This is a genomic window from Synechococcus sp. CC9311, from assembly GCF_000014585.1.
Taxonomy (GTDB): domain Bacteria; phylum Cyanobacteriota; class Cyanobacteriia; order PCC-6307; family Cyanobiaceae; genus Synechococcus_C.
This window is the reverse complement of record NC_008319.1, coordinates 1,689,746-1,711,470: the sequence shown is the minus strand read 5'-3', so window position 1 is coordinate 1,711,470 and position 21,725 is coordinate 1,689,746. Positions and strand designations below refer to the sequence as shown.

Annotated in this window: 29 protein-coding genes, 1 tRNA gene and 1 pseudogene; 14 read left to right on the top strand and 17 right to left on the bottom strand. The window is 50.9% G+C overall.

Features of this window, described 5'->3' with window-relative positions:
* The first annotated feature begins 6 nt into the window (after positions 1-6).
* On the top strand, positions 7-462 hold the full coding sequence (locus SYNC_RS08845) for a cupin domain-containing protein (RefSeq protein ID WP_011619837.1): 456 nt from the start codon (positions 7-9) through the stop codon (positions 460-462).
* 11 nt (positions 463-473) lie between these two features.
* A complete protein-coding gene (locus SYNC_RS08840) occupies positions 474-1,421 on the top strand; it encodes an SMP-30/gluconolactonase/LRE family protein (protein ID WP_011619836.1) in 948 nt (315 codons plus the stop codon).
* Between the two features lie 262 nt (positions 1,422-1,683).
* On the opposite strand, the gene SYNC_RS08835 is transcribed toward SYNC_RS08840, so the two are convergent.
* On the bottom strand, positions 1,684-2,481 hold the full coding sequence (locus SYNC_RS08835) for an SDR family NAD(P)-dependent oxidoreductase (protein WP_011619834.1): 798 nt from the start codon (positions 2,479-2,481) through the stop codon (positions 1,684-1,686).
* Between the two features lie 103 nt (positions 2,482-2,584).
* Here SYNC_RS08835 and SYNC_RS08830 point away from each other — a divergent pair, with 103 nt between their 5' ends.
* Together SYNC_RS08830 and SYNC_RS08825 are read left to right on the top strand one after the other, a co-directional pair.
* Entirely contained in the window at positions 2,585-3,415 is an 831-nt protein-coding gene (locus SYNC_RS08830; protein ID WP_011619833.1) for a hypothetical protein, read from the top strand.
* A 49-nt stretch (positions 3,416-3,464) separates the two neighbouring features.
* The gene (locus SYNC_RS08825; protein ID WP_041427051.1) at positions 3,465-3,956 is read left to right on the top strand and encodes a DoxX family protein; all 492 of its coding nucleotides are present in this window, start codon (positions 3,465-3,467) and stop codon (positions 3,954-3,956) included.
* Here SYNC_RS08825 and SYNC_RS08820 read toward each other — a convergent pair.
* From SYNC_RS08820 to SYNC_RS08810, 3 genes are all read right to left on the bottom strand, one after another.
* A complete protein-coding gene (locus SYNC_RS08820; protein WP_011619831.1) occupies positions 3,953-5,554 on the bottom strand; it encodes a GMC family oxidoreductase in 1,602 nt (533 codons plus the stop codon). The genes SYNC_RS08825 and SYNC_RS08820 overlap by 4 nt on opposite strands.
* Before the next feature lie 51 nt (positions 5,555-5,605).
* On the bottom strand, positions 5,606-8,323 hold the full coding sequence (locus SYNC_RS08815; RefSeq protein ID WP_041426628.1) for a glucosidase: 2,718 nt from the start codon (positions 8,321-8,323) through the stop codon (positions 5,606-5,608).
* Between the two features lie 67 nt (positions 8,324-8,390).
* Positions 8,391-8,476: transfer RNA gene (locus SYNC_RS08810), tRNA-Leu, on the bottom strand.
* A 57-nt stretch (positions 8,477-8,533) separates the two neighbouring features.
* Between SYNC_RS08810 and SYNC_RS08805 the strand changes: the two genes are divergently transcribed.
* The 4 genes from SYNC_RS08805 (at position 8,534) to SYNC_RS08790 (ending at position 10,404) form a co-directional block, all read left to right on the top strand.
* Positions 8,534-8,785 carry an NAD(P)H-quinone oxidoreductase subunit L gene (locus SYNC_RS08805; protein WP_011619829.1) on the top strand — a complete coding sequence of 84 codons (252 nt, stop codon included), beginning with the start codon at positions 8,534-8,536 and terminating at the stop codon, positions 8,783-8,785.
* 5 nt (positions 8,786-8,790) lie between these two features.
* Positions 8,791-9,138 carry a DUF3007 family protein gene (locus SYNC_RS08800; protein ID WP_011619828.1) on the top strand — a complete coding sequence of 116 codons (348 nt, stop codon included), beginning with the start codon at positions 8,791-8,793 and terminating at the stop codon, positions 9,136-9,138.
* A gap of 28 nt (positions 9,139-9,166) precedes the next feature.
* Positions 9,167-9,973, top strand: a complete 807-nt coding sequence (trpA, locus tag SYNC_RS08795; RefSeq protein ID WP_011619827.1) for a tryptophan synthase subunit alpha — start codon at positions 9,167-9,169, stop codon at positions 9,971-9,973.
* Between the two features lie 161 nt (positions 9,974-10,134).
* A complete protein-coding gene (locus SYNC_RS08790) occupies positions 10,135-10,404 on the top strand; it encodes a YciI family protein (protein ID WP_011619826.1) in 270 nt (89 codons plus the stop codon).
* Here SYNC_RS08790 and SYNC_RS08785 read toward each other — a convergent pair.
* Positions 10,380-10,706, bottom strand: coding sequence for a c-type cytochrome (locus SYNC_RS08785; RefSeq protein WP_011619825.1), 327 nt, complete (start codon positions 10,704-10,706; stop codon positions 10,380-10,382). The genes SYNC_RS08790 and SYNC_RS08785 overlap by 25 nt on opposite strands.
* A gap of 57 nt (positions 10,707-10,763) precedes the next feature.
* Between SYNC_RS08785 and SYNC_RS13860 the strand changes: the two are divergent.
* Positions 10,764-11,264: pseudogene (locus SYNC_RS13860) on the top strand (Nif11 domain/cupin domain-containing protein); the annotation flags it as partial.
* Here the strand turns inward: SYNC_RS13860 and SYNC_RS08775 are convergent.
* Genes SYNC_RS08775 through SYNC_RS08755 form a run of 5 tightly spaced genes read right to left on the bottom strand, consistent with a single transcriptional unit; the run spans position 11,227 to position 13,789 of the window.
* Positions 11,227-11,799 (bottom strand): phosphate-starvation-inducible PsiE family protein, encoded by a 573-nt coding sequence (locus SYNC_RS08775; RefSeq protein WP_011619823.1) that lies wholly within the window; start codon positions 11,797-11,799, stop codon positions 11,227-11,229. The pseudogene SYNC_RS13860 and the gene SYNC_RS08775 overlap by 38 nt on opposite strands.
* 6 nt (positions 11,800-11,805) lie before the next feature.
* The gene (locus tag SYNC_RS08770) at positions 11,806-12,063 is read right to left on the bottom strand and encodes a hypothetical protein (protein WP_011619822.1); all 258 of its coding nucleotides are present in this window, start codon (positions 12,061-12,063) and stop codon (positions 11,806-11,808) included.
* A 40-nt stretch (positions 12,064-12,103) separates the two neighbouring features.
* Positions 12,104-12,433, bottom strand: coding sequence for a hypothetical protein (locus SYNC_RS08765; protein ID WP_011619821.1), 330 nt, complete (start codon positions 12,431-12,433; stop codon positions 12,104-12,106).
* Entirely contained in the window at positions 12,430-12,804 is a 375-nt protein-coding gene (locus tag SYNC_RS08760; protein ID WP_011619820.1) for a YkvA family protein, read from the bottom strand. Before SYNC_RS08760 ends, SYNC_RS08765 begins: the two co-directional genes overlap by 4 nt.
* A 58-nt stretch (positions 12,805-12,862) precedes the next feature.
* On the bottom strand, positions 12,863-13,789 hold the full coding sequence (locus tag SYNC_RS08755) for a sigma-70 family RNA polymerase sigma factor (protein WP_041426626.1): 927 nt from the start codon (positions 13,787-13,789) through the stop codon (positions 12,863-12,865).
* 232 nt (positions 13,790-14,021) lie between these two features.
* Here SYNC_RS08755 and SYNC_RS08750 point away from each other — a divergent pair, with 232 nt between their 5' ends.
* Together SYNC_RS08750 and SYNC_RS08745 are read left to right on the top strand one after the other, a co-directional pair.
* Complete coding sequence (locus SYNC_RS08750) at positions 14,022-14,513, top strand: DUF2214 family protein (RefSeq protein WP_041426625.1); 492 nt, start codon at positions 14,022-14,024, stop codon at positions 14,511-14,513.
* Between the two features lie 8 nt (positions 14,514-14,521).
* Positions 14,522-15,160, top strand: a complete 639-nt coding sequence (locus SYNC_RS08745; RefSeq protein ID WP_011619817.1) for a peptidase — start codon at positions 14,522-14,524, stop codon at positions 15,158-15,160.
* Here SYNC_RS08745 and hisIE read toward each other — a convergent pair.
* Entirely contained in the window at positions 15,157-15,825 is a 669-nt protein-coding gene (gene hisIE, locus SYNC_RS08740; RefSeq protein WP_011619816.1) for a bifunctional phosphoribosyl-AMP cyclohydrolase/phosphoribosyl-ATP diphosphatase HisIE, read from the bottom strand. The genes SYNC_RS08745 and hisIE overlap by 4 nt on opposite strands.
* A gap of 67 nt (positions 15,826-15,892) precedes the next feature.
* Here hisIE and SYNC_RS08735 point away from each other — a divergent pair, with 67 nt between their 5' ends.
* Positions 15,893-16,378 carry a 6-carboxytetrahydropterin synthase gene (locus SYNC_RS08735; RefSeq protein WP_011619815.1) on the top strand — a complete coding sequence of 162 codons (486 nt, stop codon included), beginning with the start codon at positions 15,893-15,895 and terminating at the stop codon, positions 16,376-16,378.
* Positions 16,379-16,431: 53 nt separating this feature from the next.
* On the opposite strand, the gene clpB is transcribed toward SYNC_RS08735, so the two are convergent.
* A complete protein-coding gene (clpB, locus tag SYNC_RS08730; protein WP_011619814.1) occupies positions 16,432-19,023 on the bottom strand; it encodes an ATP-dependent chaperone ClpB in 2,592 nt (863 codons plus the stop codon).
* A 158-nt stretch (positions 19,024-19,181) separates the two neighbouring features.
* On the opposite strand from clpB, the gene SYNC_RS08725 reads away from it, so the two are divergent.
* Entirely contained in the window at positions 19,182-19,379 is a 198-nt protein-coding gene (locus SYNC_RS08725) for a hypothetical protein (protein ID WP_011619813.1), read from the top strand.
* 48 nt (positions 19,380-19,427) lie between these two features.
* Here SYNC_RS08725 and SYNC_RS08720 read toward each other — a convergent pair whose 3' ends face one another.
* Positions 19,428-19,733 (bottom strand): hypothetical protein, encoded by a 306-nt coding sequence (locus SYNC_RS08720; RefSeq protein ID WP_011619812.1) that lies wholly within the window; start codon positions 19,731-19,733, stop codon positions 19,428-19,430.
* Between the two features lie 384 nt (positions 19,734-20,117).
* Here SYNC_RS08720 and SYNC_RS08715 point away from each other — a divergent pair, with 384 nt between their 5' ends.
* Entirely contained in the window at positions 20,118-20,324 is a 207-nt protein-coding gene (locus SYNC_RS08715) for a hypothetical protein (RefSeq protein ID WP_041426624.1), read from the top strand.
* Between the two features lie 13 nt (positions 20,325-20,337).
* Here SYNC_RS08715 and SYNC_RS08710 read toward each other — a convergent pair whose 3' ends face one another.
* The 4 genes from SYNC_RS08710 to petE all read right to left on the bottom strand — a co-directional run bounded on the left by SYNC_RS08710 (position 20,338) and on the right by petE (position 21,698).
* The gene (locus SYNC_RS08710; protein WP_041426623.1) at positions 20,338-20,568 is read right to left on the bottom strand and encodes a TIGR03643 family protein; all 231 of its coding nucleotides are present in this window, start codon (positions 20,566-20,568) and stop codon (positions 20,338-20,340) included.
* Between the two features lie 89 nt (positions 20,569-20,657).
* The gene (locus SYNC_RS08705) at positions 20,658-20,861 is read right to left on the bottom strand and encodes a Nif11-like leader peptide family natural product precursor (protein ID WP_011619808.1); all 204 of its coding nucleotides are present in this window, start codon (positions 20,859-20,861) and stop codon (positions 20,658-20,660) included.
* A complete protein-coding gene (locus tag SYNC_RS08700; RefSeq protein ID WP_041427049.1) occupies positions 20,858-21,226 on the bottom strand; it encodes a c-type cytochrome in 369 nt (122 codons plus the stop codon). The genes SYNC_RS08705 and SYNC_RS08700 overlap by 4 nt, the downstream gene beginning before the upstream one ends.
* Before the next feature lie 112 nt (positions 21,227-21,338).
* A complete protein-coding gene (petE, locus tag SYNC_RS08695) occupies positions 21,339-21,698 on the bottom strand; it encodes a plastocyanin (RefSeq protein WP_011619806.1) in 360 nt (119 codons plus the stop codon).
* Between the last annotated feature and the right edge of the window lie 27 nt (positions 21,699-21,725).

The following is a 21,725-nucleotide window of genomic DNA, read 5'->3' as shown; positions in this document are numbered from 1 at the left end:
GAGATCATGAGCGCCCCTCAGGCACCTGCTGCTGAAAACTATTGGCATCTCTGGACGGATGCCGATGGAATTAGCCGGCAAGAGAGTTGCAAGATTAGTCAGTTCACTCTTGGTCGCCTGGGAGAGCGCAATTCACCTCAATTTTCAAGAGGTCTGATGAAGGATGGCAATGCGTTTGTCACTTATCTGCCGGTCGGCTGGGTGGGTCCTTGGCATGAGAATCCTGAGCCGAAATGGATTTATGTGTTGCGTGGCGCCTGGTCTGTGACAAGTATGGACGGGCAGATTGCATTGATGAAAGCCGGCGAATATTCATACGGCGGGGATCAGGGTTGCATCATTACGCCAGATGGACGCACTGGACATCTTTCTGCGCAGGTTGGTGATGAACCCTGCGTGCAACTGATTATCCAGCGCAATGATCAAGCTTGGAGAAATCTTCCTCCAGGATCATTCAGCTGAAAGGACAAACAATGAGCGTGTATCGCAGTGAGTTTGTTGATACCAGTGTCGAAGTGGTCGATCCTCGATTTCACTCATTGGTGTTGTTCAACGCACAGTTGGAGAAACTGTTCGACGGTTGCCGGTGGCTGGAGGGGCCGGTGTGGTTCGGTGATCAGCAGCGGCTACTGGTGTCTGACATCCCAAACGATCGCATTTTGTCTTGGGATGAAAGCGATGGTCTCCGTATTTTTCGACATTCCGCTGGCTTTCCTAATGGGCAAACAAGGGATCGTCAGGGACGGTTACTGACTTGCAGCCATGGTCATCGTGCTTTGCTGCGAACAGAACACAACGGTCAGGTTGTTTCGTTAGTGGACTCTCATCAGGGCCAGCCTTTAAACACTCCCAATGATGTTGTGGTCAAGAGTGATGGCACTGTCTGGTTCAGTGATCCTCTCTATGGGCTGGTCAATGATTTCGAAGGAGGGCGTCGGCACTCATTTCAGCCAGCAGTGATTTATCGCTTTGATCCGGCGGATCGCTCACTCCAGGCCATGACTTCTCCAGACGAGGTGAAAGGGCCAAATGGGCTTGCCTTTTCACCTGATGAGTCGATGCTTTATGTCGTCGATACATGTGCCCCGGATGATTCGACCCCGGATCACCTGATTCACCTGTTCGACGTTGAGGAAGGCGGTTCGAAGCTCTCCGGCCGCCGGGATTTCCACCGAGTTAACAATGGCAATGCCGATGGAATTCGAGTGGACGCTATCGGCAATGTCTGGAGCAGTGCTGGTAACGGGGTCCATTGCATTGCTCCAGATGGCACTTTGCTGGGCCGGATTGCTACACCACGTCTGGTCGGCAACCTGTGCTTCGGTGGTGTGAATGGAAATCGGCTGTTTTTGTGCAGCTGGGACACCATGTATTCCATCTATGTCAACACGAGGGGGCTGCAGCACCCTGCTCTGTCCTAATGAATCAAGGGCAACTTTCGATCCCATGAACAGCAATTCTCAGCTGGAGGTATTACTCAACAAGTTGCTGCATAGGGGAGACGATGGGGTTTTAGTTCAGTTCTGTAGTCATCCTGGTGCATCAGGCATCAGCCACTTTGACGCTTTCGTCGGATCCCCTCGAGCCCCTTGCTGCCGGCATGGAACTGAATGGACATCTTTGGAAGATGTCCATTCAGTGGACCTGATCCGATGCAAATGATGAACTGCGAAGGTTTCGAGATCAGAGCCCAGGGCTGCTCATCATGATGCCGCCGTCAGCGAACACGCTAGTGGCTGTCATGTAGCTGGCTCCATTCCCGGCTAAAAAGGCAACAACTGAAGCGATTTCCGCTGGCTGTGCCATACGCCCAATCGGGATGGCTGCATTCAATTTGGCTAATAATTCTGGATCGTTCATGGTGGAGTCATTAATAGGCGTTGCAACTGCTCCGGGGCCTACATTCACGATGGAGACGCCTTTGCCTGCGAGTTCCACTCCAGCCGTGCGTGTGAGCATGCGAACGCCGCCTTTGGCTACGCAGTATGGGGTGTTATTCGGCATAGGCCAATCTTCATGGACTGAAGAGATGTTGATGATTCGGCCACCACTTCCTTGGCTAATCATCTGTTTGGCTGCGTATTGAGTAGCGAAGAAAACACCGCGTAAATTGACATTCATGACTTTGTCAAAGTCGTCTGGAGAGGTGTCCAGAATCGATGTACGCGTTTCGATACCAGCATTGTTTACCATCACATCAATCTTTCCGAATGTTTGTACAGCGGTATCGATTAAGTGTTGTAGATCCACGAGCTTGCTGACATCAGCCTGAACACCAATCGATTGACCACCGAGTTCGCCCACTTCTTCGATCAATTCCTCAGTCCGCTCAGGATGAGAGCGGTAGTCGATCACAACTTTGGCGCCCAGGCTTCCCACCACTTCAACAATTGCTTTACCAATGCCGGAATTTCCGCCAGTGACAACAATGACTTTGTTCTGAAGACAGAGGGAAGCTAAAGCGTGGGGAACCTGAGTCATGGCTCTTTTGAGATCTCCTCTTCAATTAGCCGCTTTTGTCAGTCCTGGCAGTTAATCGGTAAGCCTTGTTGCTATCAACAGACAAAGGTTTCCAGGAAAATAGATGGTTTCACAATCTGGACGTATCGAGGGTGTGGCGTTTTCAGCCCCTCAATCTGAAGCGCTAGCACCCCTTCTCGATGCTCTCGGAGCTGTAGCGCAACCTCGGCAATGTCTCGAGAAAGAGGCCGCTGCGCAGCGTTTTGGACCGAGCGCCGGTCGGGCAGAGATCACTCCTTTTTTGTTGGGCCATGAGCGCATAGAAATCATTCACTTCCCTGATGCACCGCCACGCCACAAGGTGGATCCAGGACCGTCGAACACGCTGTGGTTTCAACATGTCGCGATAGTGGTGCGGGATTTGCTGAGGGCTGTTGAGAAATTGGCGCCTTTTGTGACCCCCATTTCTGCTGCACCTCAATATCTGCCGAATGGGGTTGGAGCTTGGAAATTCCGAAATGCTTGCGGCCATGCGATGGAACTATTGTTTTTCCCAGAGGGGATGGGCGATCCCCGTTGGCATCAATCAGGCGAGTCTTTATTTCAGGGGCTTGATCACAGTGCAATCGCAGTTGCTGATTCGGATCGGAGCCTGCGTTTCTATATTTGCGAGATGGGATTGGAGTTGCGATACGCCTCTTATAACCAGGGTGTGGAGCAGCAACGGCTAGATGATTTGGACTCCGCTGAGGTTGTGATTCATGGAGTTGGAGGAAGGTCTGGTTGTGGAGTTGAGTTTCTTCGTTACGTGCAGCCTGAACCGATAGGACCGTCCTCCATTGATTTGCAGCCTCATGATGCTCTTTATGCTCAGATTCTGGTAAAGGACGCCACCTTGGCGACAGGTCAATTGTTGGTGGATCCTGATGGTCATCGCCTATGGCTTCATCCTTGATGACTACAACGACAACTGTTTCTAATGTTTGTGCATCGTGGTGAAACTCATGGACGTTGTTTCTCTTTTGGTTCCTGATTCCTCTTTGGGGTTTGCATCCAGTGGTTTGATCTTGCTGCGCCTTTTTACCGGTTTGGTTTTCATTCGTCATGGCTGGACGAAATTAAGCAACCTTGGCCTTTGGGCTGATGCAATGAAAACTCCCGCTTGGCTCTGTTTTCTTTCGGCCTTTTCGATGTGGGCCGGAGGCATTGCTTTAGTGATTGGGTTCCTCACGCCATTAGCGGCGATGGCCATTGCTGTGTCGATGCTTTATGCCGTTGTCTTGGAGCTTCTCAATGGATTTCCCTTTATCGCACCCGATCCCTTTCAAATCCCGCAGGGAGATTACGCAGGCCCTATGGGAGTTGGAGAGCCTCCCAGTTGGGAAAAAGCCGCGATGTATGTGGTGATGTGTTCAGTTTTGATCACTTCAGGTGGAGGGCCAATCAGTGTTGATCTTCTTTGGGTTGCTCCACGTTTGCAACAGTTTCTGGCTTAACCGTTGAGTCGCTCACGCAGGTGATCGCTGATGCGGATTGCATTGGCGATAGCGGTGAGAGATGGATTCACCGCTGCGCTGCTGGGAAAGAAGCTGGTATCAACAACGTAAAGGTTGTCGACATCATGAGTGCGGCAATTCAGATCTAGAACAGAGGTCTTTGGGTCTTGACCAAAACGACAGGTGCCGCATTGATGGCCTACTGCAGCAAGCTCCATGGCTGATGCAAAGTACACCTGCCTTTCTGCTAAGTGATTATTTAGGTACAGCTTGTCTAGTAATCCTTCTAGCCTTGAGATTAACTCCTGAGATGCTTGATTATTAGTTGAGGTGTAGTTCAGGTGGATTTTCCCTTCACGATTAACTGTGACGCGATTGGATGACCGAGGTAGATCCTCTGTTTGCATCCAAAAATCCAGGGAATGCTCTGCGAGTTTGTCCATGCTCCAAGTTGGGGCTAAGGCCGTAAGTCGTGGTTTATATCCTTTCATCATGGCCCCATTGGTTTTGCCCGTCATTTGCACATGACCCATTGGAAAATCAAAATCGTTGTCTCCGAAGTACCAGTCATTGATGGCTACCGTTTTTTGAAACACCGTGTGATTTGGCTCATGCGCTAAGGCCACAACTGCTTTGCAGTTGTGATACATATAGTTCCTTCCTACCTGATCCGAGCTGTTGGCTAATCCGTGGGGGTGCGCCTCATTAGCCGACATTAAAAGCAGACGAGCAGAATTCGCGGCACCTGCAGAGACCACAACGATGCTTCCCTTGAAACGCCGTTCTTTGCCTTCGTGATTCACAACTATTTCACTAACCTCACGTCCCGTGGAGTTGGTGTTGAGCCGAACAACCTCAGCATTGGTTAGGAGAAAAACGTTGTCATGAACGAGTGCTGGCCTCACTCCCATGACTTCAGCATCCCCTTTGGCATGCACCAAACAGGGAAAACCATCGCAGCGGTTACAGCGCACGCAGTCACTAAATGCTGGCGATGTTTCGTTGAGAGCAACACCTGTGGGCTGATGAAAAGGTCTTAGTCCTGCAGATCGAAGGTCATCGACCAGCTTTTGCATTCGTGGTTCATGACTAATCGGTGCGTAGGGGTAAGGAGATGATGTAGGGGGTTCAAACGGGTCTTCGCCCCTCAGTCCATGCACGTGATACCACTCTTCTGCTTTGCGGTAATAGGGTTCAAAAACGTCATATTTGATTGGCCATTCCGGTGACTCTCCATCCACATGCATCACCGATTCAAAGTCACGCTCACGCAGCCTGAAGTGAGCAGCTCCATACATTTTTGAAGCACCACCTACGAAGTAATGGCTTCCTGGTTGGAAGGATGTTCCCTCTTTGTCTTCCCAAAGATCCTTGGAGACATAACGATCGTTTTGGAACACTTCAACCGGATCCCAATTTTGAGGTTCTCTTGGCAGCCATCCGCCTCGTTCGAGGATCAGAATCGAATGGCCTGAATCGGCAAGTGCCCTGGCCAGAGTTCCACCCCCAGCACCACTTCCGATGATCACAACGTCAAAGTCTTCTCCTTGAGGTTCGATCGACGTACAGCGCGCAGTCGATCGGGTGGAGCAAACCATGATCTTGATCTGGGAAAATCATTTTCAAGGTAGTCAGATTGGTGCGTTGCGTCAGCTTTCCTTGTTGGGTTGCCAACGCTGAAGTTGCGTTATCATTTTCGCGACGATTGCGGTCCAGCCTGTTTGGTGACTTGCTCCAATCCCTGATCCATTGCAGCCATGAAAGTATTCATTGAATAGGAATAAATCGCGCCAGAGGGGGTCATTTTGGAAGAGTTCAACATCACCATTGAATGCTCTGTGTTGGTTTTCATCCCGTCTGAATATTCCAATAAGACGCTTCTCTAGCTCAAGAGAAATTTCCCAGAGGTTCATTTCTTGTCCAGAACCTGTTGGGAACTCCATTGTGAAATCATCGCCAAAAAAGTGCCCAAATTTTTGAAGAGCCTCAATTAATAGAAAATTAATTGGCATCCACACTGGACCACGCCAATTCGAATTTCCACCGAACATTGCTACGGGACTGTCTGCGGGGCTGTAGCTAATCGAAGCATAGTCATCGCCCTGTTGATATGAATATGGGTTGTTTTCATAGGCTTTGGATAGGCTTCTGATTCCATAAGGGGAAAGGAATTCTTCTTCGTCGAAAACGCGTTTAAGAATGCGCCTAAGCCTTTCAGGTGGAACGATGGAGAATAAAATGCGATCGTGATTCCAGGAACCAAGGTGGCTGATTGCATCGAAAGGTGCTCCCCGTTCTTCTTCGAGCTGGGCGAGTTGTAGACCAACATCTAGAGAAGGAATTGCTTTTACGCTGCTGGCGGCAAAGCTATTGACAGCTAAAAGTGGGATCAGACCACTAATCGATCTAGTACGCAGATAATCAGTAGAGCCATCAGGGCGCTTGAGAACGTCATAATAAAAACCATCTTCATCATCCCAATTGACAAATCCTCGGCCAACAGAACTATTTAGGGAATAAGTTAGACGAGTAAAATCGCGAACAAAACGTGAGCATAGTTCGATATATTCCTCGCGATCTTCTTCTGCAAGAATCACCGTTGTTTTTAGCAAGTTAAGGCTAAGTAGCCCCATCCAGGCCGTACCGTCTGATTGTTCGATGCGACTTCCGTCTTTAAGAGGATAGCGTCGATCGAAGATGGCAATATTGTCGAGGCCTAGGAACCCCCCCTCAAATAGGTTGTCTCCGTTGCGATCGGTTCTGTTTGTCCACCAGCCATATTCGAGCAACAACTCTCGGAGGCTTGCCCTTAAGAAGGCATAGTCTCCTTCTCCTGTGTGGCGGCGGCTGATCTGAAAGATTCGTAGGGCTGCCCATGCACCAATGGGTGGATTGGCATCAGAAAGTGCCCATTCGTAGGCCGGGGATTGACCATTTGTTGCTGTGTAATAGGCCTGTCTGAGCATTCGACATTGTTGCTTCGCTTCAGCAGCATCAAACTCTGCAAAAGCTACGGCATGAAACATTAAATCCCATTGGCAGAAATAGGGGTATTCCCAGCAATCTGGCATGGAAATAATATTTTTAGCGCGCAATGTTTTCCAGTAAGCGTTTTCTGTGTGCCAGCGTTGTTTTGGGGGTCGAGTTGAGTTGTTGTCTCCTCTTAGCCAGCGACTGACATTCCAGTTGTAAAACTTTCTGCACCAGAACAACCCTGCTCCTGCAGCGGAGTGGATGGCACGGTCTTCGTCGTTGAGGCCTGGAGCAATCCATTGCTGGTGATGCTTCCATTCCAGGTATCGCATCTCAACCAAACGTGTGCTCTCTGCGGCAGAGATTGGGAGCGTTTGGTTAGTTGCTTGGTGGCTTCGTCGACATAGTCGTAAATGCACAACCCAAGACTCTCCTGCGGCGAGAGTGTGATGGAGGTGAAGAGCAGCTTTGCTGCCACACTGAGCTGGATTGACGGCGTTCTTTTCCCCGTTGATTAGATAGCGGTTGAAGGCATCTTTGACGTATGGCTGAGTCAGGGTTTTGCCCCAGAGAGCCTGAGTATTGGTTTCATTTTCTGTGAAAAGCCACGTGCCCTTTTCACTGCAGTTCAGTTCGTAAGCATCAAGGCCATCGATGGCCTCCGATATCAAACTGTTTCCTTGGAGATGCAGGCTTGGCCGACTGGCCTCACGATCTCCCCAGGACCAGGTGTTGCGGTACCAAAGGCTAGGTAAGAGATGTAATTCGGATGATTCATCACTTTGATTTGTGATGGTGAGTCGAATGAAGATGTCTTCGGCATCAGCTTTTGCATATTCGACTTCCATGTCGAAAAAGCGATTGTCTGAAAAGATTCCTGTATCGACCAGCTCATATTCTTTTTCGTCGCGGGAGCGACGCCTGTTTTCATCACGAAGATGTTGATAGGGAAATGCTGCTTGTGGGTAGCGATAAAGGGCTTTTGCGTAACTGCAGGTTGGTGTTCCTGCCAAGTGATACATCGTGTCCTTGATGTCTTCACCGTGATTGCCTTCGGGATTCCCGAGACCGAACAATCGTTCCTTGAGAATTGGATCCTGACCGTTCCAAAGTGCAGGCGCGAAGCAGACCAATCCCTCAACGTCGCTCAATCCCAGTAAGCCATCCTCTCCCCAGCGGTAGGTGCGTAGGTGGCTCTGATCGAAGGGAAATGACTCCCATGCATTGCCGTCAGCGGAATAATCCTCCCGAACGGTGCCCCATTGACGGTCGCTGAGGTAGGTCCCCCATAAATTCCATGCGACCTTCCCAGACTCACGCTCTTTGCAGCGATGGATCTCATGAGGCGGTTCTTCCCGCTTTTGGGTCGAGAGCGCGTTGGCGGAACTGGACATCACTCGACCGATCGGTGCGAGCTCTCAAATTAGGAAGTGTGCTCGGCCTTGACCACGTCAGACCTAATGGGGGCGGGGGGACTTGAACCCCCACAGGATTTTCATCCCAAACGATTTTAAGTCGCGTGCGTCTACCGATTCCGCCACGCCCCCGCGTGCCATGCAAGCTCGCTCCGACATCTTAGATTCACTCCAACCAGGTCGTCTTCTGTGTCCATCGAGAATCTTCTGTCTTCGGTCTCCTTAGACACGCTGCTTGTGATCGGTGGCTATGTGGCTTTGGGTGGCCTCTACCTAGTTGTGATGCCACTCTTACTCTTCTTTTGGATGAATTGGCGCTGGCATGTGATGGGGAAGATTGAGCGCTTCTCTGTGTACGGGCTGGTGTTCTTCTTCTTCCCAGGAATGATTGTGTTCGCACCATTCCTTAATCTCCGCCTCAGTGGCCAAGGGGAGGTTTAAGTCCATTGACGCGTGCAGGTGTTCTCAAGCTTGGTCTGGGTCTCTTACTTGCTGGGGGTGTTGGTTTTTGGCTGTTTAAGGCTGCAGGATTTGAGGGGTTTTCAGCAGGAATCGCTGCTGAAGCTGTGTTGGTGGTGATTGTTGTGGGTTGGACAGGCTCCTACCTCTTCAGGGTTGTGACTGGACAGATGACGTACATGCAGCAGCGACGCCGCTACCGAAAGGAATACGACCAACTCACAACGGAGCAGCTTCAGGCTCGTTTTGATGCCTTAAGCCCTGATGAGCAGCAAGCCTTGCTCGCATCTCTCAATTTGGATGAGTCCGAATCAGAACAGACCACAAAACCGTAGGCTCCGTTAATCAGACCATCTGCTTTCTGTGACGGATCAACTTTCGAGGATTGAAGCGGTTTTCTCCCGTACGGCTCAGGAACAACGCATGGCATTGATGCCATTTTTGATGGCAGGGGATCCAGATTTGAGCGCAACTGCTGAAGTGCTTCTGAGCCTTCAAGCCAATGGTGCTGACATTGTTGAGCTGGGTATCCCTTACACCGATCCACTGGCTGATGGTCCTGTGATTCAGGCTGCTGCTTTTCGGGCTTTGGAGCAAAAGACCACGCCAGCGAAAGTGATCGAGATGTTGGCTGGGTTGAAAGATCAGCTCAGCATGCCTGTGATTCTGTTTACTTACACCAACCCGCTACTCAATCGAGGGCCGGAGCGCTTTTTTGCTGAAGCTGCTGCTGCTGGTGCTGCAGGCTTAGTGGTGCCTGATCTTCCTTTGGAGGAAGCCGAGAGATTGTCGCCTTTGGCTGCGACGTTTGGATTGGATTTGGTGCTTCTCGTTGCACCGACAACACCACAAAATCGGATGCAGCGAATTGCTGAATCCAGCCGTGGTTTCACTTATTTGGTGAGTGTGACCGGTGTGACCGGAGAGCGCGTGAAGCTCCAAGATCGCGTGGCGTCTTTGGTGAGCGATTTAAAGGCTTGTAACAGCGGTCCGGTGGCTGTTGGGTTTGGTATTTCTGGTCCTGAACAAGTTTTGCAAGTGAAACAGTGGGGAGCTGATGGTGCGATTGTTGGCAGTGCTCTGGTGAAACGTATTGCGGCTGCAGCGCCCGGGAAAGCCGCACTAGAGGCCGGAGAATTTTGCAGGCAACTGCGGGATGCTGCTGGATGATGATCTGGCTTACTTATAGAGGTTGTTGTTCTAAGGACATCGAAATCGAATTAGAGGCTTCTTAATGCAATTATCAACAATGATTCAATCAATTCAAAAGATTTGTGCAGTTTAAAGATTTCATTCTATCGTCAACAAAAGGCCTAAGGGAGAATTGATCAATGGCACGCTTCGTTCTTTGGGGTACATATTGCGAGGGCGCACTTGAAAAGCGTGAGCCTTTTCGAGCTGAGCATCTTGCTGGACTGCGTGCTCTTAAAGAACAGGGAACATTAATTACTCTGGGCCCTACGGAAGGAAGCACTCACGTCTTTGGGATCTTTGAATCAGACAGCAAAGCCAGCGTTTGTGCTCTGCTTGAACAAGACGTGTATTGGCGTGAAGGGATTTGGACTCAGCTGGATGTTTATCCCTGGGTCCAAGCCTTTTGAGCTTGTTGCCAAACCCATTCGGCTACAAACACATCTCCATCTTCACCAAGTGCATCGGCGTAACCACTCATTTGTCCGATTCCTTCTCGGGCAACTTGTGCGATGGCCTCGCTGCTATCGAGTCCACGTTTTGTCAATGCTTTCATCTTGAGTGTGCGCCCTCGACGAATAATGTTTTCGCCATTGGGGTGGCAGCTAGCGCAATTGTTTTGAAATAATGAGGCTCCTGTCTCAACTGCAAGTGCAGTGGATGGCAAAAACAGCATCAAGGCAAGCAGAACTGATGAGAGGAGTGGAATCATGCTCACAGATGCTGGTAGAGCAATAGTTTGCTTCCTTATTCGCCTGTGTGCTGATGCTTGTCTCGATTGTTGGCAGGATTAGAGAATTCATGGAATTTTCAGTTGGCCGAAAAGGATCTTCAGCGATTCCTGCAGAAGGTGAATCATCTGAATGGCTTGGTTCAGTCACTTCGCGAGCATCCTGAGCGACGTCAGCAGCTCGCTGCTTGTGACGATCACAACTCAGTTGTGCAACTTGCCCGGTCCTGGGGGTTTGAGATCGCGCGGCGCTGGGGGGATGAAGAGGGAGCAGTCATTGATAGGCGGCCTAACAACTTGTTGCTCGGTCAGGGTTTGGAACCTGGAGAGGAGCATGAGCGCATTCTTTGCCAAGGTTTTGGTTGGCGTTTGATGCGGATTGAGTCATGCGCGGCATCTAGCCCGAAGGAGTTCTGGTACGACCAGGCAGAAAACGAGTGGCTAACCCTGATGCGTGGTAGTGCCAGATTGCAATTCAAGGATCCCGATGAATGGGTCGATCTCAGCGCTGGAGATCAGCTCTTGATTTCAGCCCATCGTCGCCACCGCCTGGTGAGGACAGATCCGCATCCTGGGACTGTATGGCTCGCTCTGTATTGGTCTCTGAACTCCAGTCCTCCTGTCTTGCCGCTGAATCAAGAGGGCTTGAGCGTTTGACGAGCCAGTAGGAGCCAGCAAGAGCAATCGAAGCGATACCAAGCCCAATAAGAAGTTGCGGTTTGTTTTCAGATCCTGCAGGTAAAACAATCACTTTTCGGGCAACAGCCGTTAAAGCTGTTACCAAAACGAGTTCAATCTGGATGACATGTTTCCTGAGGTAGCTTGTGACGTTCTGAAGAACTTCAAGGGCAATCAGAACGGTTAGGAGATCTCCAAGAATTTTGATGAGCCCATCACCGAGCCAATAGGAATTGCGATCGGTATAAATCAGCGCAAGGCTGACTCGAATCGTGAGTTGAATCAGGGCCGCCACAATTACCACGGCTGTGATGACCGTGAGCAGCTTGGCTACTTGTTGCTCTGCGGAGTCAACGAGCAGCAGGAAGGATCGACGCTTGCGACGGGCCTGAGTCACGGCTGATCAGTTGGTGAATGGGTTGTAGTAAGGCTTGGCAGGGGTCGTACCTGCAGGGTTTTCGATCTTGGTATCACAGGTGATCGAACCGTCGTCTCCCGTGACGCAATCAGTTGGCACCACAGTGCTGCCTTGTCCCGAGCGGCTGTTGGGTCCAAGCAGCCATGTTTCCGTTTGAGCCTGCGCCATCTGGGGAGCAAAAACAAAGAAACCAGCACCAGCCATGAGTCCGATGCTGAAGACGAGGGAACCGGATAAACGCAAGGCAGGAAGGCATCTAAAACCACTTTGCCTGTGATTTCGTTCAGTTGCCGCGATCGTCGCGGATTTCGCGCAGAAGCAGATCGAGTTGGCCAAATGGATCCGTGTCGGTCGTTAAGTCGCCTGCGGAAGCGTTGGCATGGGCGGGAGCATTATTGATCCAATCAGCCTCGATGCTGCAGAGCTTCGCCGCGAGCCTGGGCAGTCCTCCGAGCCGATGCTCTCGTTCAAGCACTTCCATCAAAGCGGGCATGCGTGTTGAGGTTGCTCGGAGGCTTCGGCGAAGATCGGCTTGGGTTCGACCCTGCTGTTTTAGCCAATCCTTCAAAACTGAGGCCAGCTCTTCCTCAACATCGGGAGACCAGGGGTTCATGAGCGTCCGAGGGGGAACCATCGATCCAGTCTGCGTTGTGCCCGCAGACGAATGTCCGGTGTGATGTGTTTGCTGCACAAGCCGATCACAGCTGTCAGGGCAACAAGGTCATCGCTAAAACCCGCGACGGGCAAAAAGTCGGGGATGAGATCGGTCGGTAAGAGGAGGTAGGTCAGAGCTGCCAGCATTGTGAGCCTGGCCTGAGGAGGTGTGGTCTGATCCAGAACCATTTCGAGGGCTTCGAGGGCTGGAGCTGCAATCGTTCTTCCCGCGCGCCTTAATAGCCGTTTGAAAACTCCCTCATCGATGACGGAGCTTTCGATCACGTCAGCTTCAAAAACCGAATCAGTGCAGGAAGAGGCATCAGTCATGAACGATGCAGCGATGGGTATTCAAGATCTCTCCACTATCACTTAATTCACTGATTTTTCAGTGGGCGGGTTCCACTAAGCCGTGCTGGATGCTGGTTTTACGCAGTTTGCGTAAAGCTCGTTGCACCACCTGACGGCAATATTCTCTGCTGCAATTCATCTGTCGGGCGACTTCGGCAAGGGTGCGCCACTCGTGGCTGCCATCCAGTCCAAACCGCAGCATGACGATGGTTCTCTCTTTGGGAGTCAGGTTCGAATTGTCGAGCAGATTCCAGGCGGAGTCCGTTCGCTCGGCGATTTCAGCCCGCTCCATCGGTGGAATTTCATCGCTTGGTAGGACATCCACCAGTTCGGACGGATCGGATTTTGACTTCACGACACCCTGCAAGCTCACGGTGACGCTGCGAAGTTCACATCCCAACAAGTCCTCGACTTCGCTAATTGGCAACTTCATGCATTCGGCCAATTGCTCGGCGGATGGGGCAAGTCCATTGCTTTGCATGAGTCGAGCTTTAGCAGCGCGTAATCTCGTCAGTTTTTCATTGACATTCACGGGGATGCGAATGGTTCTACTTTGTGTTGAAAGCGCACGGTTCAAGCCTTGACGAATCCACCAATAGGCGTAGGTGGAAAACCGATGGCCTCGCGTGGGATCGTATTTTTCAACGGCTCGGGTCAGTCCAAGGGTGCCTTCTTGGATCAGGTCGAGAAGATCAAGTCCCTTGCCTTGATATCGCTTCGCAAGATTTACGACCAACCTTAAATTGGCCGTAATCATTTGATTTTTTGCCTTTTCTCCTCGCTTGATCGTGCGCTTCTCTTCGTCGCTGTAAACGCATGCATCACCTTCGCCACCAGCCATCGTGCAGCGCTCAGTGAGAGCTGCCATGGCCTGCACCTTGCGGCCCAGAGTTAATTCCTGTTCCGGCGTCAACAGTTGATGCCGACCGATTTCGCCGAGAAAAGCACTCAGAGAACTCACCATCTGTGACTCCTGGTTTTCTTGAACTTAGGGCGAAAGTCTTTCTATCCAGATTGCGTAATAAAGACTGCGGAATTTATGTTTATAGCTTAATTCATGTTTTTTTCGTTATTCATTATTGCTCCATTATCTCTTTTTGTTGCGCGTTCGCTAGGACTCTGTGACCCCTGCCCCTTCTTGTCTTGGCGAGTGTGGCGAGCCAGCAGCTACGGTCACCCCCACTGAATCATTTGTTATGCCGCTGGCCACTTTGCTGACCCCAGAGATCGCTAAAAGCGCTGGTGTGGCCTATGTGCACTACCTAAGTTTCATGCTCTGCTTTGCCGCTCTTGTCGTGGAGCGTCGCTTATTGCGTCCTGATCCGGATCGTCGGGCAGCTACGGCCATGGTGATCACCGACATCATTTACGGAATCGCCGCTTTGGCACTGCTGGTCAGTGGCATTTTTCGTGTCCTGTATTTCGGGCAAGGCAGCGATTTCTACACAACCAATCCCTTGTTCTGGTGGAAGGTCGGTCTGTATCTGTCCGTGGGTGCTTTGTCGTTGTATCCCACAGTGACCTACATCCTCTGGGCGATTCCCCTGCGAAAGGGTGAACTCCCCAAAGTGTCTGAGGCTCTAGCCACCCGTCTGGGCTGGATTGTCAATATTGAGCTTGCGGGTTTTGCTCTTGTGCCTTTGTTGGCAACGCTGATGGCTCGTGGTGTGGGCTTGCCGGCGTCTTGATCTGAACCATGCAAGTTGACCCCTGTCCTCCAGTTCAGGCTCAGCAGATCAGAACCGATCCGTTGCGCCGTAGTGACCTGACCAATGCCCCAGGCTATGGCTCCAGATTGGCGATTAGCTCATCTGGATTTCCCGTTTTGCCGCGCTGGTGCGTCTGGGTTCAGCCAGCTCAAAGCGTTGAGCCCAATCGTTGGGAAAGGCGATGGTTCGGCGCTGTCGATCGTGCTCTTGATGAGTGGTCTGCTGTGTTGCCGATCATCCGTGTTGATGATCCTGAGCGGGCCCATATTCGAGTAGAGCGACGCAGACCGCCCCGGCGACGTCTTGCTGATGGATGGCGCGCAAGCAATGGCAGAAGCGTGCTTCAGGTGTTGGAGGTGCAACGGCAGGGGGTGTGGCGTCTTGAGCCCCAGGTCACCGTGATGGTGTCACCTGAGTTGAGAGCCGAGTCTCAACAGGCCACAGCACTTCATGAGTTAGGGCATGCTTTCGGGCTGTGGGCCCATAGCTTGGTGCCCAGTGATGCGATGGCACCTGTCCAAGGAGCCTCGCCGGTGTTGAAGCTGTCGCCCCGTGACCAGCGCACTCTGGAGTGGATGCGCCAGCAGCCGAGTCAATTTGGCTTGCCTTTGTCTCCGACGCCTTAGGAGCGTCTTGGCGCTCCACGGCGGTTGGCAAGTACGGCCTGAACATCCCTCCAACTGACGTTGTGATGAGCCAAAGCCACTTGGAGATGAAAAATTAAATCAGCTGCTTCCCCTGCGATCTCGTTGGCATTGTTGTCTTTGCATGCCATCACAAATTCTGCGCTTTCTTCACCGATTTTTTTGAGAATTTGATTGTCTCCCCCTTCGAGTAATCGGTTGGTATAACTGCCTTCATCGGGGCAGTTGCGGCGATCCTCAATCACTCGCATCAATTCGGTGCAGGCATCGGCTGGAGGGGCGGCTGCCTCATGCCCTCCTTCGCTAGGCACTGGACCATTGTCATAAAAACAGCTGCGAGCTCCTGTGTGACAGGCCACATCGCCGTCTTGCTCGATGGTGAGTAGGAGCACATCCGCGTCGCAGTCGTAGCGAAAGCCCTTGAGATGTTGGATGTGACCACTAGTAGCTCCTTTATGCCACATCTCTTGTCGAGACCGACTCCAGTAATGCACTTCACCCGTGCTCAGTGTGAGCTCCAGTGCTGCGCGATTCATCCAGGCTTGCATGAGGATCGCTCCGTCTAGCCAGTCTTGAGCGATTGCAGGAATTAGCCCCTTGTCATTGAAGCGGAGTTCATCAATGAAGGCGGCATCAGCGGCTGGCATTGGGCCTCGGTGCATGTAGATGTAGACAAGGTCAATTCTCCCGCAGTGTGCTCCTTCTTTCGAGCTGATGTTTCTGCCTCCCGCCGGTTTCACCTGCAGCAAGCATTTCGAGGGGTATCCCTGTTGTCATAGGCAGTGGCAACACGAAGGACATTGTCATTTCGTCCATGGCTACAGCCGAAGCTTCACCTTTTGGTTTGCTGCTAACGAGCTGGATGCATGTGGCTTTGTGGTGGATTTCTCAAGTTTGCGTCCCTTAGAGAAACAGTTGAGAGATCAGTTTGATCACACTTTTTTGGTCAACCAAGATGATCCTTTGCTGGAACAATGGCGATCTCTTCATGCGCAGGGAGCCCTGGATCTTCGCGTGATGAAAAATGTAGGAATGGAAAGTACAGCACAATTGTTGTGGAACTGGGCGAATGAACTCTTGAAAGAACGTGATCGTGGTCGAACTTGCTGCTGGAAAGTAGAAGCAAGAGAAAATGTTAGCAATGAGGCAACATATTTCTCAGTGCCGCATTGGTTTGAGTCTTTGAGCTTTAAGGGCTAACTTTTTGCTTTGAGCTGATTTTTCTCGCAGATTGAAGAGTATTAAGCGTGGTTTTAGAGCAGGTTTAGGCGTTCTTCTTTGACTTGAATTTGAACGCTACTTCCTTCTTCATAAGCACCTGAAAGGATCGCTTTTGCAATGGGCGTTTCCAGTTCGCGCTGAATGGCACGTTTGAGGGGTCTCGCTCCATAGACAGGGTCATAGCCAGCGTTCGCTAACCAGTCAGTCGCTTCTTCGCTGATGTGGAGATCCAGCTTGCGCTCGCTGAGGCGTTTTCTCAACCGTTCCACCTGGAGAGCAACAATCAGGCGAAGTTCATCACGACGAAGGCTGTGGAAAATAATCGTGTCGTCGATTCGATTGAGAAATTCTGGGCGGAAGTGGTTGCGCAGAGCTTCATTCACCCGGCTTTCCATCTCTTGATGTTGAGAGTCATCCCCTCCTAAATCAAGGATGGATTGACTGCCGATGTTGCTCGTGAGAATCAGCACCGCATTGGTGAAATCAACGGTACGGCCTTGGCCATCGGTAACACGACCATCATCGAGGATTTGGAGCATCACATTGAAGACGTCCGGATGGGCTTTTTCCACCTCATCGAACAGGATCACTGCGTAAGGCCTGCGCCTCACCGCTTCTGTGAGCTGTCCTCCCGCTTCATAACCCACATATCCAGGAGGAGCCCCGATTAATCGGCTCACCGTGTGTTTCTCCATGTACTCCGACATGTCGATGCGAACTAAGGCGTCTTCGCTGTCAAATAGTTGGGCTGCCAAGGCTTTCGACAGCTCCGTTTTCCCTACTCCAGTTGGACCTAAAAATAAAAAACTGGCGATTGGTTGATTGGGATCGCTCAGCCCGGCTCTCGATCGTTGGATGGCATCGGCTACTGCGGTAACGGCCTGGTTTTGTCCCACGACGCGTTGATGCAGTTGATCCTCGAGTTTGAGCAGTTTTTCCATCTCCGATTGAACAAGCTTGGCAACAGGAATTCCTGTCCACTTCGCAATCACCTCGGCGATGTCGTCTTCGCTGACCTCCTCTCTCAGTAGTGATTTTTCAGCGTTGTCATCGGTCTCTACTAATGCTTGTTCCTGCGCAAGAAGTTGCTTTTGAAGTCCCGCGAGGGTTCCGTATTCCAACTCTGCAGCTTTGTTGAGGTCATAATTTCGCTTGGCTTGCTCAACTTGTAGCTGCACACGTTCGATCTCTTCTTTTAAAGCAGAGAGCTCATCAATGGCACCTTTCTCTTGTTGCCATTGCGCATTGAGGGTGCTCTGCTGTTCGGATAATTCTGCTAGCTCGCGTTCGAGTCGCTGTAGTCGCTCTTGACTCGCTGCATCAGATTCTCTTCCTAACGAAAGCTTCTCCATTTCCAGTTGCAGAATTTTGCGGTCGATCTCGTCGATCTCCTCTGGTTTGGAAGTGATTTCCATCTTGAGCCTGGCGGCTGATTCATCCACAAGATCGATCGCTTTGTCGGGGAGGAAGCGATCGGCGATGTATCGACTACTTAATACTGCTGCTGCTACAAGCGCACTATCAGCAATGCGTACGCCGTGATGAACCTCGTAGCGCTCTTTCAGGCCTCGTAAAATTGAAATGGTGTCTTCTACGGTCGGTTGATCAACCAGAACTTGCTGAAAGCGTCGCTCTAGAGCGGGGTCTTTTTCAATGTGTTGCCTGTGCTCATCCAAGGTGGTGGCCCCGATGCAGCGCAGTTCGCCTCGCGCAAGCATGGGCTTCAACAGGTTGCTGGCGTCCATGGCGCCACCGGTGGCACCCGCACCCACCACGGTATGGATTTCATCGATGAACAAGACAATCTGTCCCTCGGAGTTGGTGACCTCTTTAAGGACGGCTTTTAATCGTTCTTCGAATTCACCGCGATATTTTGCTCCAGCGATGAGTGCTCCCATATCGAGGGCAATCAGCTGACGATTTTGCAGTGCTTGAGGCACATCCCCATTCACGATGCGTTGGGCGAGCCCTTCCACAATGGCTGTCTTGCCCACCCCTGGTTCACCGATCAGGACAGGGTTGTTTTTGGTGCGTCGGCTGAGGATTTGAATGGTTCTACGGATTTCTTCATCGCGACCGATCACGGGATCGAGCTTGCCCTCACGGGCAGCGCTGGTGAGATCGCGACCATATTTTTCAAGAGATTCGTAGGTTCCCTCTGGGTTTTGGTCGGTTACTTTCTGACTGCCACGCACGGCATTAATGGCGGTTTTTAATCGTGAGGTATCCGTGCCAGCTTGGCTAAGAAGCTGACGGCCACAGCGGCCATCGTCGGCGAGGGCCAGCAGCAGATGCTCAATCGAAATAAAGCTATCGCCATAACTTTGTTTCAGCGTTTCAGCCCGATCGAGCAAAGCATTGAGGCCTTTGCCAAGAAACACTGAGTCCGGGGCGTTGCTCAGTGCTGGTTGCTGGCTGAGAAAGGTGTCTACAGACGTTTGCAGAGCTGTTGAAGAGACCCCAGCCTTGTCGAGGATTCGGCCTGCCAGGCCCTCTTGGTCTAACAAAGCTCTCAGGAGGTGTTCGCTTTCAAGTTGTTGATGCCGGCGGTTCTGGGCTAGCTGCTGGGCTGAAGTGATCGCGGACCAGGCTTTTTCGGTGAATTGTTCTGCTGTGGGTTGCATCGCTGTCTTTAGGTTTTATTGATTGGAACCGTATTTGGATGTTTCGTATTTGTAGACCGGAGAACCGATCCAGATCGGTCGGTCTTTGCGCCAGTCTGCGGCTTACCGACCCGAACTTGTAGGGTCAGCCGATCCTTAACGTTGACTGGGTCATAACAATGGAAACTGATCAAACTTTGGTGTTAGCACTCGTTGAGCGTGTCCACGCTGTGTATGGAGCTCCACTCAGTGATGTAGAGCGCAAATGCTGGACCGTGGTGCACGAACATCACCATGGTTCAATGCCGACTGAATACGACATTCGAGAGATCGATGAGGATCTTTATCTTGCAGTGTTGGAGGCAGTTCGAAATTAATTTTAAGGCTCTTAGGAGCAGAATGAAGACGTCTTAAGTCGTGATTGTTTAGTTTTCAATCTTTGATTTTGGATGTCCTGGTGGATAACCATTCACAGCATTCGTCTGTTTGTCGCTCTCGAAAAATTCGTGCCATCGGCTGAGTGCTTCTTGGCGTTGACCAATAGGGCGGGCTGCCATGATGAGTCCTGCTTCGACCAGTGCGCCAGAACCAGCTTCGGGCATTTCTAAGCGCACTTGCTGCAGAGCTTCTTCATGCTCCGTTCTCCAAGCTTCGCCATTGATTTGATATTCCTCCCAGGCTTGGGCATAAGTCATTTCACTTGGACTTGGGCGATTGTTGAGTTCGGTCATTTCTCATTTGGTCTCACTTAGCCAACCTTAATCAAATACTGCTAAAAAAAGATTTGTCTATTCATTTGAAGTCCTCCTTAGTGTTTGCTGTTACAGGTTTTGTTGGGATGACCGTGACCGTAGCTGGAGTGCTTTTGATTGGCATCTGTAGGTCATGCTGATTTGTTTTTGGGATGTGGTTTGATAAATTTTTCTTGTAGTTATTGTGATTGGATTGTCCATAGATGCCTTTAGGATGTTTTGATGTAGCTGCTTTGAAGCCTCTTCGATTGCCAGTTTGTTTGTGGCTAACGAATTGGTTCAATCAAGAATGTATCGGTCTGAGCGAAGATGATGCTTTCTGTTGAGTCCTCTCTTAGCGTAAGCAAAAGGTCGTTGATTTCGATGAATCCCAAACAGGTCGGAGCTCTTCGAAGGGCTGGTATTTACTTTGTGGTTGGTTACGGAGGATTGGTCGTCATCAATAACAGTGGTCTACAGCTTGACAACATGTGGATCGCTTACTTGCCGATGTTTATTGCTGTTTATTTTTTTTCACGTTGGGCAGATGCCAAGATTGCGAGTCGTTCAAGCAAGCAATCAGACGATTAAAATTTAAATTTATTTAACTGTGGCATGCCGCTTTGAATCGATCGGCATTGCTCGTTGCTGCATGCTTTGTTTTGCGTCCTGAGACACGTTTACGCCAAGAACGGAAGGATCCAGGCTTCAATGATTGGCGCATCAAGCTGATCACCTCTTTTTCCATTAGGCCGAACTGATATTCAATGGCTTCAAAGGGAGTGCGGTCTTCCCAGGCCATCTCAATGACTCGATCCAGCTGCTCGCTGTCCATGGCATTCGCTTTGATCAATACCTGATGCTCGTCGTGGATCACTACGCTAAAGCTGCGATTTACGGGTCGTGATCTGCGGTTTTGTTTGATTATTGGATTCTGCTTTGCTCGAACCACTTGCTGATGGTTTCCGCTTGGGCATCACTGCTGAGATCGTTTAGGCACAAGGAAAAGCCAAGGCGTTTGCCAAGCTCGATGATGTCTTGCGCTTCGCTACAGGCGTTGATCTCACGCTGAAGAGCAGGACTTCGTTCTGCCGCATGCAAGAAGTCTTTCCACCCTTCTCGGCTCATCGTTGCCAGCCTTTTTCAGCTTTTAGTTCTACGTAAGCGGCGACATCAAGAATGTCTTGCTCGCTGAGTTTCCCAACGAACGATGGCATTGCATTTTTACCTTTCTCAATTTGGTGTTCGATGGCTTCCAGGTGGTCGTCGCCGTACTCGTTGAGATGTGCTTGCAGATCGCTCTGACTCAACGTTCTGGATGCGCTGATCACATTGCCTCCACCCATATGGCAGGCAGCACAATTTGCAGAAAACAGTTGTCCACCATGGTCAAGGTCACCGCTGGGACTGCTCGCCGCAGAGGCAGGTGAGACTCCTAACAGGTTGAGGCTGATGCAAAGTATCAAGGCGAACAGGGAAATGGGATTGAGCATCACCATCAGCTTCTCTTTCTTAAACCCTATCCATTTCGGTCGACAAAAAAAGAGCCCGGTGAGCATCTGTTAAAACGCTCGCCGGACTTGTGTTCAACTGCTGATCAAACGATCATTCAACGATTACTTTGCCGACCATGCCAGCGCCACGGTGGGGCTCGCAGTAGAAGTCGAAGGTGCCAGCCTCAGTGAAGGTCTCTTCCCAGGATTCACCTGGAGCAAAGGCAAGATCGCTGTGGCTGAGTTCGTCATGGCCATCAAACACAGCGTTGTGAGGGGCCAGCTTGTTATTGACGAATTTGACGGTGTCACCGGTCTTGATGTTGAGAGTGTTTGGCTCGAAAGCCAGCATCCCGGAGTCTGTACCGAGCTTCACCTCAACAGTGGCTGCATTGGCTGTGCCAACACCAAGGCCTAAAACGAGAGCGAAGGCAATCGCGGCTGAAATGAGAGAACGCAAACGGCTGATCATTAGCTCATAAACATTTCGATCAGTTTA

Excerpts from the sequence above, each read along its gene's own strand:
- SYNC_RS08845 (WP_011619837.1), top strand. The coding sequence starts at position 7 with ATGAGCGCCCCTCAGGCACCTGCTGCTGAAAACTATTGGCATCTCTGG.
- SYNC_RS08840 (WP_011619836.1), top strand. The coding sequence starts at position 474 with ATGAGCGTGTATCGCAGTGAGTTTGTTGATACCAGTGTCGAAGTGGTC.
- SYNC_RS08835 (WP_011619834.1), bottom strand. The coding sequence starts at position 2,481 with ATGACTCAGGTTCCCCACGCTTTAGCTTCCCTCTGTCTTCAGAACAAA.
- SYNC_RS08830 (WP_011619833.1), top strand. The coding sequence starts at position 2,585 with ATGGTTTCACAATCTGGACGTATCGAGGGTGTGGCGTTTTCAGCCCCT.
- SYNC_RS08825 (WP_041427051.1), top strand. The coding sequence starts at position 3,465 with ATGGACGTTGTTTCTCTTTTGGTTCCTGATTCCTCTTTGGGGTTTGCA.
- SYNC_RS08820 (WP_011619831.1), bottom strand. The coding sequence starts at position 5,554 with ATGGTTTGCTCCACCCGATCGACTGCGCGCTGTACGTCGATCGAACCT.
- SYNC_RS08815 (WP_041426628.1), bottom strand. The coding sequence starts at position 8,323 with ATGTCCAGTTCCGCCAACGCGCTCTCGACCCAAAAGCGGGAAGAACCG.
- SYNC_RS08790 (WP_011619826.1), top strand. The coding sequence starts at position 10,135 with ATGGCACGCTTCGTTCTTTGGGGTACATATTGCGAGGGCGCACTTGAA.
- SYNC_RS08785 (WP_011619825.1), bottom strand. The coding sequence starts at position 10,706 with ATGATTCCACTCCTCTCATCAGTTCTGCTTGCCTTGATGCTGTTTTTG.
- SYNC_RS08765 (WP_011619821.1), bottom strand. The coding sequence starts at position 12,433 with ATGAACCCCTGGTCTCCCGATGTTGAGGAAGAGCTGGCCTCAGTTTTG.
- SYNC_RS08760 (WP_011619820.1), bottom strand. The coding sequence starts at position 12,804 with ATGACTGATGCCTCTTCCTGCACTGATTCGGTTTTTGAAGCTGACGTG.
- SYNC_RS08755 (WP_041426626.1), bottom strand. The coding sequence starts at position 13,789 with ATGGTGAGTTCTCTGAGTGCTTTTCTCGGCGAAATCGGTCGGCATCAA.
- SYNC_RS08750 (WP_041426625.1), top strand. The coding sequence starts at position 14,022 with ATGCCGCTGGCCACTTTGCTGACCCCAGAGATCGCTAAAAGCGCTGGT.
- SYNC_RS08745 (WP_011619817.1), top strand. The coding sequence starts at position 14,522 with ATGCAAGTTGACCCCTGTCCTCCAGTTCAGGCTCAGCAGATCAGAACC.
- hisIE (WP_011619816.1), bottom strand. The coding sequence starts at position 15,825 with ATGCCAGCCGCTGATGCCGCCTTCATTGATGAACTCCGCTTCAATGAC.
- SYNC_RS08735 (WP_011619815.1), top strand. The coding sequence starts at position 15,893 with ATGTTTCTGCCTCCCGCCGGTTTCACCTGCAGCAAGCATTTCGAGGGG.
- clpB (WP_011619814.1), bottom strand. The coding sequence starts at position 19,023 with ATGCAACCCACAGCAGAACAATTCACCGAAAAAGCCTGGTCCGCGATC.
- SYNC_RS08725 (WP_011619813.1), top strand. The coding sequence starts at position 19,182 with ATGGAAACTGATCAAACTTTGGTGTTAGCACTCGTTGAGCGTGTCCAC.
- SYNC_RS08720 (WP_011619812.1), bottom strand. The coding sequence starts at position 19,733 with ATGACCGAACTCAACAATCGCCCAAGTCCAAGTGAAATGACTTATGCC.
- SYNC_RS08715 (WP_041426624.1), top strand. The coding sequence starts at position 20,118 with ATGAATCCCAAACAGGTCGGAGCTCTTCGAAGGGCTGGTATTTACTTT.
- SYNC_RS08710 (WP_041426623.1), bottom strand. The coding sequence starts at position 20,568 with ATGGACAGCGAGCAGCTGGATCGAGTCATTGAGATGGCCTGGGAAGAC.
- SYNC_RS08705 (WP_011619808.1), bottom strand. The coding sequence starts at position 20,861 with ATGAGCCGAGAAGGGTGGAAAGACTTCTTGCATGCGGCAGAACGAAGT.
- SYNC_RS08700 (WP_041427049.1), bottom strand. The coding sequence starts at position 21,226 with ATGCTCAATCCCATTTCCCTGTTCGCCTTGATACTTTGCATCAGCCTC.
- petE (WP_011619806.1), bottom strand. The coding sequence starts at position 21,698 with ATGATCAGCCGTTTGCGTTCTCTCATTTCAGCCGCGATTGCCTTCGCT.